The following is a 13,374-nucleotide window of genomic DNA, read 5'->3' on the forward strand; positions in this document are numbered from 1 at the left end:
GCAGTAACCCCCCTCTTTCTTCGCGCTCTTTGCACCTTTGCGGTAAACACCCCTCTTTCTTCGCGTCCTCCGCGCCTTGGCGTTTAACACCCCTCCTTCTTCGCGTCCTCTGCGCCTTTGCGGTAAAAACCCTCTTTCTTCGCATCCTCTGCGCCTCAGCAGTAACCCCCCTCTTTCTTCGCGCTCTTTGCACCTTTGCGGTAAACACCCCTCCTTCTTTGCGCCCTCCGCGCCTCAGCAGTACCCCCCTCCTTCTTTGCGCTCTTTGCCCCTTGGCGGTAAAAATCCCCAAAGACACAGAACCCCGGTCTGGTGTACAATACTCTCACAAGGAGGTTCACCATGCCACTCATTCATGCCGACTTCTTCTCTCAAGCCTTGCAACTGTGCGTGGAAGTGGATGTCATCCTGCCCCTGCGCCCGTGGAAAGGCGCGGGCGTGCGCGACGACTCCCTTCACCCCACCCTGTATCTGCTCCACGGGCTTTCGGATGACCACACCATCTGGCAGCGGCGCACGTCCATCGAGCGCTACGTCGAAGACTACGACCTTGCCGTCGTCATGCCAGCGGTACACCGCAGTTTCTACACAGATATGAAAGCCGGTTACCGCTACTGGACCTACGTCTCCGAGGAACTGCCTTACGTGATGCGCTCGCTCTTCCCCCTCTCCGATCGGCGCGAGGATACCTTTGTTGCCGGGCTGTCCATGGGCGGGTACGGCGCCTTCAAGTTAGCCCTCTCCCACCCCGAGCGCTTTGCCGCCGCCGCCAGTTTTTCCGGCGCCCTCCACATGGCGCTGGCATATCAGGATCCCACCCCCGAATGGCAGGCGGAACTCAACCGCATCTTCGGCTCGCTGGACGAGTACCGCGGCAGTGCCAACGACCTCTTTGCCCTGGCAGAGCAAGCCAGAGCCTCCGGCAAACCCCTGCCTGACATGTACGCCTGGTGCGGCACCGAGGATTTCCTCCTCCCCGCCAACCGCGCCTTCCGCGACCACGCCACTCAACTGGGTCTACCGCTGACCTACCGGGAAGGACCGGGCGACCACTCGTGGAAATACTGGGACGAGCAGATTCAGGTCTTCCTGCAAAGGCTTCCGCTGAAGAAAATCGCCTGAAGGCTTAAGGCATCAGGATGGCAGGCACCAGCCCCAGCATGGCGGGGAAGAGCAGGCGCGGGAAAAATCCCAGAAGGATGAGCGCCGCCACGCCCACACCAATCAGAAGGGCTTGAAAAGGCGTCTCCCGCGGCTCACGTGGACCGAAGTACCCGCCGGTGAGCACTGCCAGCACCCGGAAACCGCTCAGGAGCAAACCACCCATGCCCGCCAGCGCCAGCACGGCGCTGAGCGGGCTCTGGCTTGCCAGCGCCTCCAGCAGAAGGAATCGCGTCGGGAAACCTGCCAGCAAAGGCAAACCCGCCAGCGAAAGATACGCCACCGCCAGCCCTGCCGAGGCAAAGGGAGATGTTTCGGCGGCGCGTTCCAGATCCTCAAAGCGCAAACTCCTGTGCAATCCCTGCAGAACCGAAGCCGAAAGCGCCCACAGCGCCAGCGCCAGCACCCGCGGCAGGAACAGCATGGCGAAGATTTCCATGCTTTCGGGGGTGTTCAGGCTCAACGCCAGCAGGGAGATGCCGGTTTCGATGATCACCGCGTAGGCAAACAGCCGCCCCAGATGCCGCTGGAACACTGCCCAGCCTCCCGCCGTGACAATCATCACCACCCCGCTCAGGCGCAGAACCTCCCACAGTTCGGGCAGATTCTTCAACCACGTCACCGCGTTGATGTACTTGACCCCCAGCAGCAGGAAGGTCGTGGGCAAAAGCATCAGCAGATACCCCAGCGGATACGGATCGGCTTCCTCTGCCACCAGCGGCATCCACGTGTAAAAGGGAAAGACCGCCAGCCACAGCGCAAACCCCAGCCCGAGAAAAACCTCCGCCAGCAGGGGAAAAAAGGTGTTGACCGGGTTGGCTTCCACCGCGCTCAACGCCCAGCCTGCCAGCAAAACAAACGGCATGGCAAAGGTCTGGAAGATGAGATAACGCAGCGCCCCCGTTCCCACCGGTTTTCCCGGCGGCGACACCAGCGGGATACTCAACAGCACCGCCAGTTCCACCAGCAGGGCGGCGTAGAGGAAAGGCTGAACCGAGAGCGCCGCCAGCAGGAGCGCCGCCACCGCCAGCCCGTAAGGCACCATGAAGCGGTGAGCGCGCGCCTCACGCGAGCCGCCAAACCAGAAAGCCGCAATCAGGTAAAAGAAAACCAGCAGGGGACGGTCATTGTTCCCCACCACCAGTTGACGCCCCGCCAGCGCCAGAGCAGACTCAATTTCCCAGCGCCTGCCAAACAGGCGGAAGCCTGCATCAATGGGCACAAGCCACGCCAGAAGCGCCAGCAGAAGGCACAGCCCCACCCCCAGGCGCGTCACCCAGCCCTCGCGCCAGCGCAACAGCCACAGGATGACGGCAAAAACCAGCGGCAGCACCACCCAGATCAGCGGAGCGTTCATCGGCGCACCTCTTCGGTCATGGCTTTGCCATAGATCTGCATCAACCCCTCCAGATGATGGCTGGCGGTGAAGCGCTCTTCCACCAGGCGCCTGCCCGCCTGCCCCATGTGATGTGCACCGGCGGGGTCGCCAAGCACATCCCGGATGCGCTCCGCCAGTTCAGCGGCACTGCCGGGGGTGAACAGGTGTCCCTGCACCCCATCCTGAACCAGATACGGCAGTCCCCCCAGACGCGCGGCAATCACCGGCACCCCGCACACCATGGCTTCCAGCGCGGCAAGCGAAAACGGCTCGTACACCGTAGACGGAATGACCACCAGCGCCGCCCCGCACAGGAACTCCCAGCGCCGGTCGGGAGAAATTTTGCCCGTCAGTTCCACATTTGGCAATCCGCGTGCCATGCGCTCCAGCGCCTCCCGCTGAGGTCCATCCCCGGCAAGACGGAAAGGCACATCCGGCAGGCGTCTTGCCGCTTCGATGAGCAGGTGCGCTCCCTTTTCCTCAGACAGACGCCCCAGAAACGCCACGTATCCGTGCACGGGCGGGGCGGGGCGCGCTTCTGGCAGAGGATCGGGAATGAAATTGCCCAGCACGTCCAGTTGATCCGCGCGGAACAGGCGGCTTTCCACCATTTTCTGCGCGGTGAAAGGCGTCAGCGCAATGGCTCGGGTAATGCCCGCAAACGTTCCCCGGCGGCGGTGCACCCCGATGGAGAGCGCATACAGCGCGCTGGCGGTCACGCTGTTGCGGTAACAGCGCCAGCGCACCGCGTGCAGCGTATTGCCCCATTTACAGCGCTCGCAGATAGCCCCGCGGGTGTAGAACAATCCATTCGGGCAGAGAAAACGCACGTTGTGCAGCGTCTGTACCACAGGCACGCCCTCCTCTGCCAGCACGCGGTACACCGCCGGAGAAATCAGCGGGAAAACGTTGTGAACATGGGCAACTTCGGGTCGGGTATTGCGAATCAAACGGCGCACCTCGCGTACCGCGCGCGGAGCATGCACCGCGCTCAGCCCCAGCGCCAGTTTCTTCAAAGGCGCGGCACGGCGCAGTTCCTCGTTGGTGCGGCGGTAGAAGATGACCTCATGCCCTGCCCGCTGAAGCAGACTGGCTTCGGCTTCGAACGCCAGCGTTTCGCCGCCCAGTTGCTGATAATCGTTGTGAATCAGCAAGACCCTCATCCCTGTTCTTCCTCTCCCGGGCGCATGGATGGCGCCGAGACCACATAAGACCCCACCAGCGCCAGCCCCAGGGTGATAAAAGCCTGCACCCCCGCCACCAGAACAGACTGCTCCACGCTGGTGTACAACAGGTCGAAACCCGCCAGCGCCGTCAACAGCGCCACCACCTCACGGAAAGGTCGCGTGGACATCCCCAGGTGCAACATGCCCATCCCGATGAGAATCAGCCCGCCCCGCATGGCAGGCGCAGGCACGGGAAAGTAAGCCACCGCCAGCGGTGCAACCGAGTACACCAGCAAAATCACCAGCCCGGAAGCAATCAGATAAAAGGTTGTACCCACCCATCCCGGCGGGGGCAATTCGCGCCAGTCGCCGGCAGGTTGCGCCGCACCCAGCACCGCCACTGCCATCCAGCCGGTCACCAGTTTGACCGCCGCCAGCCCCGGCGACCACACCCACAGGATATACGCGGCGGCAACGGCATACACCACCGCCAGCGCCATCAGCCCGCGCCGCCATTCCTGCCCCACCAGAAGATAAATGGCGGCCATCAGCGCCACCAGTTCCACCCCGCGGAAGACCCACTCCAGCGTCATCGCGTCACCTCCGCGCGCACCAGCGAGACGAACAGCGCCAGCAACACGAACACCCACAGCATGCCGCCGCTCCCCTCCAGCAAAGAGGACAGCAGGTCGAACACGCCCGCCACCCGCTGATACAGCCAGCCGATCAGGCGGTACAGCCATGTCAGCCCGAAAAAGTCGGAGAGGAACGCCCCGATCCGCTCACCGGAGCGCCGCACCGCTTCCGACTCGAACCACGCTGGAAATCGGCGGCGCGCCAGAATGGCAGCCCCCCATCCCAAAGCCACCAGCCCCAGCGTTGCCCCGCCGCCGATGAGGCTTTCGCGCGCAGGGTAAAGCGACATGCCCAGCACCCCCACCAGCCAGTAACCCAGAATCAGCACCATCAGCCCCAGCGGATAGACCACCTGAATCCAGCGCTCCATCTGACGCAGGGAATCTCCCTCCACAAAGGCAAAGCGCAGTGCCCCCAGCAGGAGCAAAGGCAGGGGCAGCAGGAACGCCCATTCCAGCGGCGAAAAGGCGCGCGGTAGAACCCCGCTCCAGCCCGCCGAAAGTGGCGTAAACGGCAGACCCGACATGCCCGCCAGCGCAATCAGCGGGAAGACCACCGTCCCCGGCTGCGTGGCAGAATACAGGAAAAACACCGATCCGGGCAGAATCAGCAAAATGCCCCACGCCAGACTGGCAGACGGTTGACCATGCACCACGCAGACCACTGCCATGCTTGCTGTGGCAATCAGCCAGAAGGGGCGCGCGGTGAGCACATCCGGCGCGGTCAGCCACGCCGCCGCGCTGTAGAGCGCCGCCAGTGCAAGAAGCGCCAGCAGACCTGTCTGCCACTCCGTCGGAATGGCTTCGGCGGGCAGGCGCGCCAGCACTGGCAGAACCGAAGCGGCAGACGCCATCCGCAGGGCGGTGCTCAATCCGCGTCGCGCCACAGGGCTTTGAACCGCGGTCAGGTGCAGAGGAAGCACCCCCAGACGCAATCCGCTGGCAAAGAGCAGGAGAAGCGCCTCACGCGGCGGGAGCGAGGCAAAAGTGGGGGGTAAATTTTGCCCGCGCACCAGCAGGATGGCGGTCAGAACCAGAAAACTGCCGCTCACCCGCACGGCAAAAGCGGTGACGGTTTGCAGTCCAATGCGGCGTTCGCGGCTGTTGGCTTGCAGGATGACCAGTTCGATCAGATCCATCAACGTCCAGGACAGCACCAGGCTGAGCAGATTGACGGCATACACCGCCAGCATGGCAACCGCCAGAATGCTGAGAATGCCCGCCCATGCCGGCGGGCTGACATCGCGCTGAAGCCGCGCCGAAGCGGTCAAAAGCGCTCCCAGCGCCAGCAGACTCAAACTCATCGTATACAGCCACGAAATGCTGTCCAGCCCCCAGATGGGGGAATCGGTGAACCGGGAGAGGGGCAGCCAGTTCTGCGCCACCACCTGTTGAGGCAGATGCCAGCGCAGGAAGAGCAAAAAGGCGCTCGCCAGCAGAGCGCTCAACACACCGCTCAGCCAGGCGTAGCCCACGCCGGGACGGGTACGCCGCAGGATGAAAATGACCAGCGTACCCAGCAGAAGCAAAGACGGAGGAATCAGCGCCAGCAAGGGTTAAATCACCTCTCCGGTCGTTCGTCTCAGGAAGCGTCCCATGCCGGGACGTCCGCGCCACTCCCCGCGCTGTACAATTATCTGTCCGCGCAACAGCACCGTTTCGGGAAAACCCTGCAACTCCCAGCCTTCGTAAAGATTGTAATCGGTGCGGTGATGAGCGTACTGCACCCCGTAGGTCACCTGCCGGGATGGATCCCAGAGGACGATATCGGCATCCGCGCCGGGGAGCAGGGCGCCCTTCTGCGGATACAGCCCGAAGATGCGCGCCGGTTGGGTGGCAGTGAGAGCGACAAATTGATTGGGGGTGAGCCGTCCCGCGCCCACGCCGTACGTCCACAGAATGGGCAGACGATCGCCCACCCCGGGCAAGCCGTTGGGAATGCGGGTAAAGTCGTCTTTGCCCAGTTCCTTGCCGGGGATGGCAACCCGTTTGCCCTCGTACTCAATGGGTTGTGTGCCGTCGTAAAAGAAAGGACAGTGATCTGTGGCAATGGCTTGCAGCGTGCCCTGCGCCAGCCCCTGCCACAGGCGTTCCTGATCGGCAGGCGTGCGCACCGGCGGAGAGCAAATCCACTTGGCGCCGTCGGGACGCTGCAGGTCTTCCTCGCTGAAGAAGAGGTACTGCGGGCAGGTCTCCCCCATCACCGGAACACCCTGATCGCGGGCATACGCCAGCATATCCACCTCGCCCGCGGCGTTCATATGCACCACGTAGAGCGGCGCTTCCGCCATGCCCGCCAGCGCCGCGCCGCGCAGAACGGCTTCCACCGCGCTCCATGCCGGACGGGTACGCGCATGCCAGATCGGCTCGGTGTGTCCCTGCGCCAGCGCTTCGGCAACCAGCAATTCGATGACATCGCCGTTCTCGGCGTGCATCAGCGTGAGAATGCCGTGCTTTCCCGCCACACGCATCACCCGCAGAATGTCGTCATCGGGCAGGCGCAGGCGGTTGTTGTAAGCGGTGAACACTTTGATCGAAGAAATGCCCTCTTCCAGCAAAGTGGGCAGTTCCGCCAGCGTGTCGGGGTAGATCCGGGTAATGTTCATGTGAAACGAGTAATCCACCGCCGCTTTGCCGCCCACCCGGGCATGCCAGGCTTCCACGCACTGACGCAGGGCAGGCATATCCTGGCTGACAAAATCAATCACCGTGGTGGTGCCGCCGAACGCCGCCGCCTTGTGACCGGTGTAGTGATCGTCCGAAGAAACCGTGCCGAACATGGGCAGGTCGAAGTGGGTATGCACATCCACCCCGCCGGGGAGCACCAGTTTGCCCTCCGCATCCAGCACTTCGGCATCGGGGGCGCTCAGGCTGGCGCCTATGGCGGCAATTTTCTCCCCCTCAATCAGGATATCGGCGCGGAAGGTCTCCGCGGCGGTAATCAGTGTGCCATTTCGAATCAACAGACTCATAGTGTCCTCCAGTCTCCGGCTGGCATTGCCATTGCAACTTTTTTGGATGATTTCAAGTATAAACCAAACCACAATTCGTGATATAAACATTAAAATAGTTGCAACACTCGAACTGCGCGGGAGAGTCCCATGAAGCCTCTGCAAATTTCCCCTTCGGGAAAGTGGCTGTTTCACGCCACCCCTCAGGGCAAAGTGATGGTGTGGGATATTTCCAGCGGCAATCTGCATGCCGTCTGTGATGGGCACTGGATTGGTCTTTCTCAGAATGAAGACACCCTCCTCACCCAGACACCCGAAGGCGTGAAAGCATGGGCGCTCCAGACCGGTCAGGAAATGGCGCTCACCGCGCTAAACCCGGACACATTTCCCCTGCACCAGCGGGTGCTGGTGCACAAACAGCCCTACACCCTGCAACTCGACCTTCAAGATGCTTTCACCGGCGAAACGGTCTGGAATTTCCGCTTTGCACAGGACCCCCGCTACCATGCCCGTCTGGAAGCCTGCACGCTGGCGCCCGACGACCGCTCCCTGCTGATCACTCTGGCTGGCGAGTTCACCGGTCAGGCATGGGCGCACGGCTATGTGCTGGACATTTCCAGCGGCGGAAGGCGGCTGAAATTCAAGGTCAACCGCCACCAGCCCCCCTCGTTTTTCTCCTTCTCTCCTCCCCCGCTTCAGGTGCTTGTGCCGGATGAGATGTACCACCTCACCCTGATCAATCTGGAAAGCGCTCACATCGAACAGGATGTATGGGTCAGCGGATTTTCGGGTGTAGCGGCGTTCTTCCCCCTGTTGCCCGCCGTGCTGGCGGTAAGCGTGTGGGAGCCGGTAGTGGATCCAGCCATCTCACCGTTTTCGGTACAGTTTCTCGACCTGCGCCGCACCAGCGGCGATCGCATGCGCCGCGCCGCGGTGATTGCCGAGTTTCGAGAAAGCCATCCGGTGTACGACATGGTCTTCACCCCCGACGGGCAGACGCTGGCAGTGCTGGTCAGCACCGGCGCCATCCACCTGTGGAATCTGGCACAGGGACGCATCGAGCGCACGCTGGAACTTTAAAGCGTGGATTCAGCCCGGCTTTCCCTGCGCCAGCCGATCTGCCAGCGCGCGGATTTCCTCCCGCAGGGCAATCTTCTCCAGCCAGTGGGCGGGAATGCCCGCCTCCCCATAAAAAGCACCTGCAAATTGCCCGCACACTGCCGCCGTGGTGTCGGCATCCTCGCCCAGATGGGCGGCGCGCAGGACGGCATCGGCAAAACTCTGGCTGTGCCAGAAGCACCACAGCGCCGCCTCCAGCGTATGCACCACATACCCCGAACTGCGAATTTTCGCCTCCGGTCTGTCCATGTACTTGCCGCGCGCAATGGCGGTTATGCGTGGACTGCCGCGGAAGGTCTCGGAATCGCCCAGCAGGACCTGTTCTTTCGGTTGACCAGCCAGCGCCCGCACCAGCATGCGCGCCATCAAACGGCAGGCATCCACGCACTCCGCCGCGCCGTGCGTGGTTCGCGAACTCTCGGCGCTGTAGTGCTCAGCCGCATCGAGATCGGGGTAATAAAACAGGGGCACCGGCGCCAGGCGCATGATACAGCCATTCCCGGCAGAATACGGGTCGGTCGAACCGGCAAACGGCTCTCCCGTCAGCCGGTAGCGTTCCAGCGCCGCCGCCACCGTCCCGCCAATGTCGAAACAGTACCCCGTACTGCTCCAGTACCCCTCATCCCGCCACCGGCAGTAGCGTTCCATCTGATCGCGAGCATCGAAACCGTTGCACTCCACCAGGCTGGACGCCAGACACAGCGCCATTGAGGTGTCATCCGTCCACTGCCCGGGTTTCAGGTAAAACACTCCCCCGCCCACGATATCGGTCAGAGGTTCAAAACTGCCGCGCGCCCGAAATTCGAGCGTCGTCCCCAGGGCATCGCCCACCGCCAGTCCCAGCAGGCAACCGCGAAAACGGTTCAACAAATCCATACAGCCACCTCCTACCGGGTCTGCGCGCTTGCCGAGGCAACCATGACCGGCACATTCCCCGTCTGCGCCAGCATGCCGCCAAAGGTCTGGGCTTCTGCGCTTTGCGTGTCGAGCACATTCTTTGCCCAGCGGTAACTCACCGACTGGTAAAGCAGTTCCGCCTCAATGGTAAAAGGCGCGCCAGCCGGGTTCACGGGAATGCGGTACTGCACGGTATCGCCCCCGCCGGTAAAATCGGGGTCGTTCAGGGCATCGCCAACCACTGCCGAAACACGGGGCGGCTGGGACTTGTTAAAGCCGCGCGGTAGCAGTCGGTTATCCTTGATGTACGAGGCGGCAAGCAACTGGTAGGTGGTCACCTTACCGGTTTCGGTCTGCATCACCGGCTCGTAAATCTGCACCTGATCTGCCGCGGTGATGAGGGTGTAATGCGGTTCATAAGTTTCGGGGTTTTCATCGCTGGCATTGCCGTAAATCTTCCCGTCGCGCTCGTACCCGCCCGACTCAAACACCACCCTGCCGGACGCATCCTTCACGGTGACATGAAGCCAGGCCCGCCGCGAGGGGAATGAAGTGGGGAACTTATGTCCGGTGAGCAGGTCCACGCGCACGGCAAACTCCAGGTTATCGCCCTCCTGCCGGGGTGAGGTGATGGCAAGAGTGGCAGTACGGGTTTGCAGGTACTCGGTGGTCCGGGCAATGTGAGCATCCAGCCCTGTGCCGCCGGGGTTGCGCACGCCCTCCACCTTGCCGTCCTTCAGCAGGGTGAGCAGGAAGACATTGCCGCCGGTAAAGGTGTGGCGGTAAAAGGGCTGATAGGTATTCTGCGGGGTGATGTTGGAAACAGGCGCAGAGCCTGCCGCGGCGGGCATATGGCAGTCCTGACAGGACGATTGCTGCGCAAAGTCCGAAGCCAGCCACTCGCTGAAGGGCGTCTGCTCGTAAAAGAGGGCATCCTCTCCGCTCAACGAGCCATCGGCGGTGATGTAGTTCAGGTACAGTTCGTGGCAGGTGGCGCACAACTGCGACTGGCGCACATGCTCGCTCTGCACGGCAAGGTATCCTGAAGCGGCTTGCATGGTCTGGCGGTTCTGCTCGCTGATGGGAAGCGCCCCGTACAGCAGACGCTCTCCCATTGCAGTGACCGTGTCAATTGCCATATTACCGCTGTGGCGCAGTTCACCGGCAGGCGGCTGAGGAATCTGGTGGCAGACCGTGCAGGACACGCCATCCAGCGCCAGTTTTCCCAGCACATGTCCCTCCGCCAGCACCCCCTCCTCGCCCAGAAGCGCGGTAGATTCACCCTGCGCCTCCTGAGTGACGCGCGCCATGGGCGTGTGGCAGGTGGCGCACTTGGACTGGATGGCATCGGCGTACTGCGGCGCGTTGAGCAGTTCCATGCGCACGCTGGCGCGGAAATACGGGTCGAGGGCGGCGTTGCCCATCACGCTGGTCTGCCACTCAGGGACAATGGAAACGTCCGCACCGGTGCTGTCTTTCAAGCCCTGATGACAGGCGGCGCAGTTACCGGACGGCTTGAAAAAGGCTTCTCCGGGCGCGGTGGCAGGAGCAGGAGTCGGGGTGGCAGGCGCACTGCAGGCGCTCAACAGGAACAGCACGATGAGGGGCAAACCCCACAAAACGACACTTCGTCTGGAAATCACTGAAGGTGCCATGGCATTCTCCCTGTACATGTATTGTAGCGCGAGTCGGAAAGAGGGAGAGCCTCAGGAATGAAAAAAATTCATTCTTGACACAACTGATTAAATACTGTATTATTCAATTGTAAATACAAAAATTTTCGAATTTTTCACAAAAAAGGCTAATTATGTTAATAGAATTTAGCGTTTCCAATTTTCGATCTTTTTCTCAACCGGTTATCCTGAGCCTGCTTGCCACTCCTTTGAAAGAAAAAGATTCTCGATTAAACACGGACAATCTGTTCGAGGTTAATCGTCTTAAACTCCTGCGCAGCGCGGCAATTTACGGCGCCAACGCAAGTGGAAAGAGCAATCTGGTGAAAGCAATCGGATTTATGCGCCGGTTTGTTCTCGATTCGGCGACAGAATTTCAATCCGGAGAAAAGATCCCGGTTGATCGCTTTCGACTGAGCAGGGAAGCACGCCAGAAACCTGCCTTCTTTCAGATCATTTTTTCTCTAAACGGTAAACGTTATCGCTACGGTTTTGAACTGGATGAAGAACAAGTCCACGGCGAATGGCTATACCAGACCGTACAGCGTGAAAGTCTTTTATTTATCCGGGAAAAGGATCAATACGAAGTTTCTACCTCCTTCAGGCGGGAAGCCCCGGTAAAACTTCAGGAAATGACCCGCACAAATGCCCTGTTTCTCTCCGTGATGGCGCAGTTCAACAGTCCGCGGGCAGTTGAATTGCTGAACTGGTTCCGCAAGAGCCTTCGGGTAGTTTCAGGGCTTAAGGATGAGTTCTACGCGCCCTATACAATGGAACAAATGGAAAAGGATGAAACCTTCCGCCGGTTTGCCCGGGAAATGGTGCGCATGGCTGATACCGGTATAACCGATCTATCAGTTAAAAGTGAAGTGCTGGATAGTGCTTCATTTCCAGCCGAACTACGCAAACTCATTCAGGAAATTGCGGAAAAAGAAGGCAAAACACCTGATGAGTTATCCATTCAAACCGTGGAAACAAGGCACCCCGTTTATGAAGGGGAAACATTTGTCGGGAGCGAGAACTTCGATATTGACGAAGAATCAGACGGAACCCAGAAGTTTTTCTTTTTACTGGGACCGCTTTTCTATACATTAAAGAAAGGCAATGTGCTGGTCATTGATGAACTGGATGCTCGCCTGCACCCCAGCCTCACCCGCGAAATTGTACGCATGTTCAACTCTCCCGAAACCAATCCTTACAACGCGCAGTTAATTTTCGCCACACACGACGCCGGTCTGCTGGGCGAATGTCTGTTACGACGAGATCAGGTGTGGTTTACTCAGAAGAATCGCTTTGGTGCCTCAGAACTGTATTCACTGGCTGAGATGAAAGAGCGTAAAGATGCTTCTTACCTGAAAAATTACCTTGCCGGACGTTATGGAGGTATTCCCTTGCTGGGAGGATTACGCCCATTTGTCGAGGAGATGCTGAAGCATGACACGAACACCGAAGCCGAGCGGTCGCAATAAACTCTCCCCCAAAGGACAACCACTTCGCCAGCGTTCGACCGCAACGCGTAACCTCAGAGAACGCATCTTGATTGTGTGCGAAGGCAAACAAACTGAGCCTAATTATTTTAATCGGTTTCGAGTGAATATTGTTGTGGAAGTGTGTGGACTGGGAAAAAGTCCTCTGGACATTGTCAAGCACGCTCAGAACTGCCAGAAAAATGGGGATTATGACCAGATATGGGTTGTGTTTGACTACGACAATGTTCCTGTAAATCAGTTCAATCAAGCCATTCAAGTGGCACAGCAATCAGGGATAAAAGTGGCTTATTCCAATCAGTGTTTTGAATTATGGTATCTTTTGCATTTTGCCTACCATAATACACCAATAGATCGGCAACAATATATCTCCAAACTAAGCCAGTATCTGGGAAAACCATACGAGAAAAACAGTTCTTCGGTATATGATGATTTGTACCCCTATCAACAAACAGCCATCAGAAACGCCCGGAATTTGTTAGCCTCCTACAATCATCATAATCCTGCAAAGAACGACCCCAGCACGACCGTACATCTTCTGGTGGAAGAATTGAACAGGCATATCCTATAGGAAATCCTGTTTTCCCCACTACAAAACCACACACGGGGGCAGATAACTCTGCCCCCGTGGAGATGATCAGGGATCTATTTACTTTTCTGGCGGGGTATCCGGCTTTTCGGCAAACGGATCCACGTCCGGGTTGGTGCCCGCCCACACGCACGCCGCCTCGCTCATCAAGCCGCACTCGGCGCCGCGCGAACAGCGGTGCGCCACAATCCGCGGCTTTTGATCGGGCAGATGCTCGTCAGGGTAAATCACCTCCGCTTCCAGCGAGACTTCCCGTCCCACATGCCGGCAGTACTGCACCTTAATGGTTTGCCACACTCGTTTAGCCATGCATCACCT

General features: G+C 59.7%; 12 protein-coding genes. 4 read left to right on the top strand and 8 right to left on the bottom strand.

The window, feature by feature from the left end; genetic code table 11:
- Positions 1 to 342: 342 nt before the first annotated feature.
- Positions 343 to 1,122 carry an alpha/beta hydrolase family protein gene (locus LHF31_RS07560; RefSeq protein WP_298003664.1) on the top strand — a complete coding sequence of 260 codons (780 nt, stop codon included), beginning with the start codon at positions 343 to 345 and terminating at the stop codon, positions 1,120 to 1,122.
- 4 nt (positions 1,123 to 1,126) lie between these two features.
- Here LHF31_RS07560 and LHF31_RS07565 read toward each other — a convergent pair whose 3' ends face one another.
- From LHF31_RS07565 to hydA, 5 genes are read right to left on the bottom strand one after another with little or no spacing between them, the layout of a single operon-like run.
- The gene (locus LHF31_RS07565; RefSeq protein WP_298003661.1) at positions 1,127 to 2,518 is read right to left on the bottom strand and encodes a proton-conducting transporter membrane subunit; all 1,392 of its coding nucleotides are present in this window, start codon (positions 2,516 to 2,518) and stop codon (positions 1,127 to 1,129) included.
- The gene (locus LHF31_RS07570) at positions 2,515 to 3,702 is read right to left on the bottom strand and encodes a glycosyltransferase family 4 protein (RefSeq protein ID WP_303774029.1); all 1,188 of its coding nucleotides are present in this window, start codon (positions 3,700 to 3,702) and stop codon (positions 2,515 to 2,517) included. The genes LHF31_RS07565 and LHF31_RS07570 overlap by 4 nt, the downstream gene beginning before the upstream one ends.
- On the bottom strand, positions 3,699 to 4,298 hold the full coding sequence (locus tag LHF31_RS07575; RefSeq protein WP_298010679.1) for a hypothetical protein: 600 nt from the start codon (positions 4,296 to 4,298) through the stop codon (positions 3,699 to 3,701). The genes LHF31_RS07570 and LHF31_RS07575 overlap by 4 nt, the downstream gene beginning before the upstream one ends.
- Complete coding sequence (locus LHF31_RS07580) at positions 4,295 to 5,893, bottom strand: hypothetical protein (protein WP_298010677.1); 1,599 nt, start codon at positions 5,891 to 5,893, stop codon at positions 4,295 to 4,297. Before LHF31_RS07580 ends, LHF31_RS07575 begins: the two co-directional genes overlap by 4 nt.
- A 3-nt stretch (positions 5,894 to 5,896) precedes the next feature.
- Entirely contained in the window at positions 5,897 to 7,312 is a 1,416-nt protein-coding gene (gene hydA / locus LHF31_RS07585) for a dihydropyrimidinase (RefSeq protein WP_298010674.1), read from the bottom strand.
- Between the two features lie 129 nt (positions 7,313 to 7,441).
- Here hydA and LHF31_RS07590 point away from each other — a divergent pair, with 129 nt between their 5' ends.
- The gene (locus LHF31_RS07590; protein WP_298010663.1) at positions 7,442 to 8,371 is read left to right on the top strand and encodes a hypothetical protein; all 930 of its coding nucleotides are present in this window, start codon (positions 7,442 to 7,444) and stop codon (positions 8,369 to 8,371) included.
- Between the two features lie 9 nt (positions 8,372 to 8,380).
- Here the strand turns inward: LHF31_RS07590 and LHF31_RS07595 are convergent, their stop codons facing one another.
- Entirely contained in the window at positions 8,381 to 9,286 is a 906-nt protein-coding gene (locus tag LHF31_RS07595) for an ADP-ribosylglycohydrolase family protein (protein WP_298010661.1), read from the bottom strand.
- Between the two features lie 11 nt (positions 9,287 to 9,297).
- Positions 9,298 to 10,962, bottom strand: a complete 1,665-nt coding sequence (locus LHF31_RS07600; RefSeq protein ID WP_303774033.1) for a hypothetical protein — start codon at positions 10,960 to 10,962, stop codon at positions 9,298 to 9,300.
- Positions 10,963 to 11,114: 152 nt separating this feature from the next.
- On the opposite strand from LHF31_RS07600, the gene LHF31_RS07605 reads away from it, so the two are divergent.
- Together LHF31_RS07605 and LHF31_RS07610 are read left to right on the top strand one after the other, a co-directional pair.
- Positions 11,115 to 12,449 (top strand): ATP/GTP-binding protein, encoded by a 1,335-nt coding sequence (locus LHF31_RS07605; RefSeq protein ID WP_303774034.1) that lies wholly within the window; start codon positions 11,115 to 11,117, stop codon positions 12,447 to 12,449.
- A complete protein-coding gene (locus LHF31_RS07610; RefSeq protein WP_298008916.1) occupies positions 12,415 to 13,038 on the top strand; it encodes an RloB family protein in 624 nt (207 codons plus the stop codon). Before LHF31_RS07605 ends, LHF31_RS07610 begins: the two co-directional genes overlap by 35 nt.
- A 78-nt stretch (positions 13,039 to 13,116) precedes the next feature.
- On the opposite strand, the gene LHF31_RS07615 is transcribed toward LHF31_RS07610, so the two are convergent.
- Positions 13,117 to 13,365, bottom strand: coding sequence for a hypothetical protein (locus LHF31_RS07615; protein WP_298008918.1), 249 nt, complete (start codon positions 13,363 to 13,365; stop codon positions 13,117 to 13,119).
- Positions 13,366 to 13,374: the final 9 nt, after the last annotated feature.

Origin of the sequence: Anaerolinea thermophila, assembly GCF_020723905.1 — a bacterium.
GTDB classification, from domain to species: Bacteria; Chloroflexota; Anaerolineae; order Anaerolineales; family Anaerolineaceae; genus Anaerolinea; species Anaerolinea thermophila_A.

What these genes read in the sequence shown, in the direction of transcription:
- LHF31_RS07605 (WP_303774034.1), top strand. Translation starts at nt 11,115, where the DNA reads ATGTTAATAGAATTTAGCGTTTCCAATTTTCGATCTTTTTCTCAACCG.
- LHF31_RS07590 (WP_298010663.1), top strand. Translation starts at nt 7,442, where the DNA reads ATGAAGCCTCTGCAAATTTCCCCTTCGGGAAAGTGGCTGTTTCACGCC.
- LHF31_RS07560 (WP_298003664.1), top strand. Translation starts at nt 343, where the DNA reads ATGCCACTCATTCATGCCGACTTCTTCTCTCAAGCCTTGCAACTGTGC.
- LHF31_RS07595 (WP_298010661.1), bottom strand. Translation starts at nt 9,286, where the DNA reads ATGGATTTGTTGAACCGTTTTCGCGGTTGCCTGCTGGGACTGGCGGTG.
- hydA (WP_298010674.1), bottom strand. Translation starts at nt 7,312, where the DNA reads ATGAGTCTGTTGATTCGAAATGGCACACTGATTACCGCCGCGGAGACC.
- LHF31_RS07575 (WP_298010679.1), bottom strand. Translation starts at nt 4,298, where the DNA reads ATGACGCTGGAGTGGGTCTTCCGCGGGGTGGAACTGGTGGCGCTGATG.
- LHF31_RS07570 (WP_303774029.1), bottom strand. Translation starts at nt 3,702, where the DNA reads ATGAGGGTCTTGCTGATTCACAACGATTATCAGCAACTGGGCGGCGAA.
- LHF31_RS07600 (WP_303774033.1), bottom strand. Translation starts at nt 10,962, where the DNA reads ATGGCACCTTCAGTGATTTCCAGACGAAGTGTCGTTTTGTGGGGTTTG.
- LHF31_RS07615 (WP_298008918.1), bottom strand. Translation starts at nt 13,365, where the DNA reads ATGGCTAAACGAGTGTGGCAAACCATTAAGGTGCAGTACTGCCGGCAT.
- LHF31_RS07610 (WP_298008916.1), top strand. Translation starts at nt 12,415, where the DNA reads ATGACACGAACACCGAAGCCGAGCGGTCGCAATAAACTCTCCCCCAAA.
- LHF31_RS07565 (WP_298003661.1), bottom strand. Translation starts at nt 2,518, where the DNA reads ATGAACGCTCCGCTGATCTGGGTGGTGCTGCCGCTGGTTTTTGCCGTC.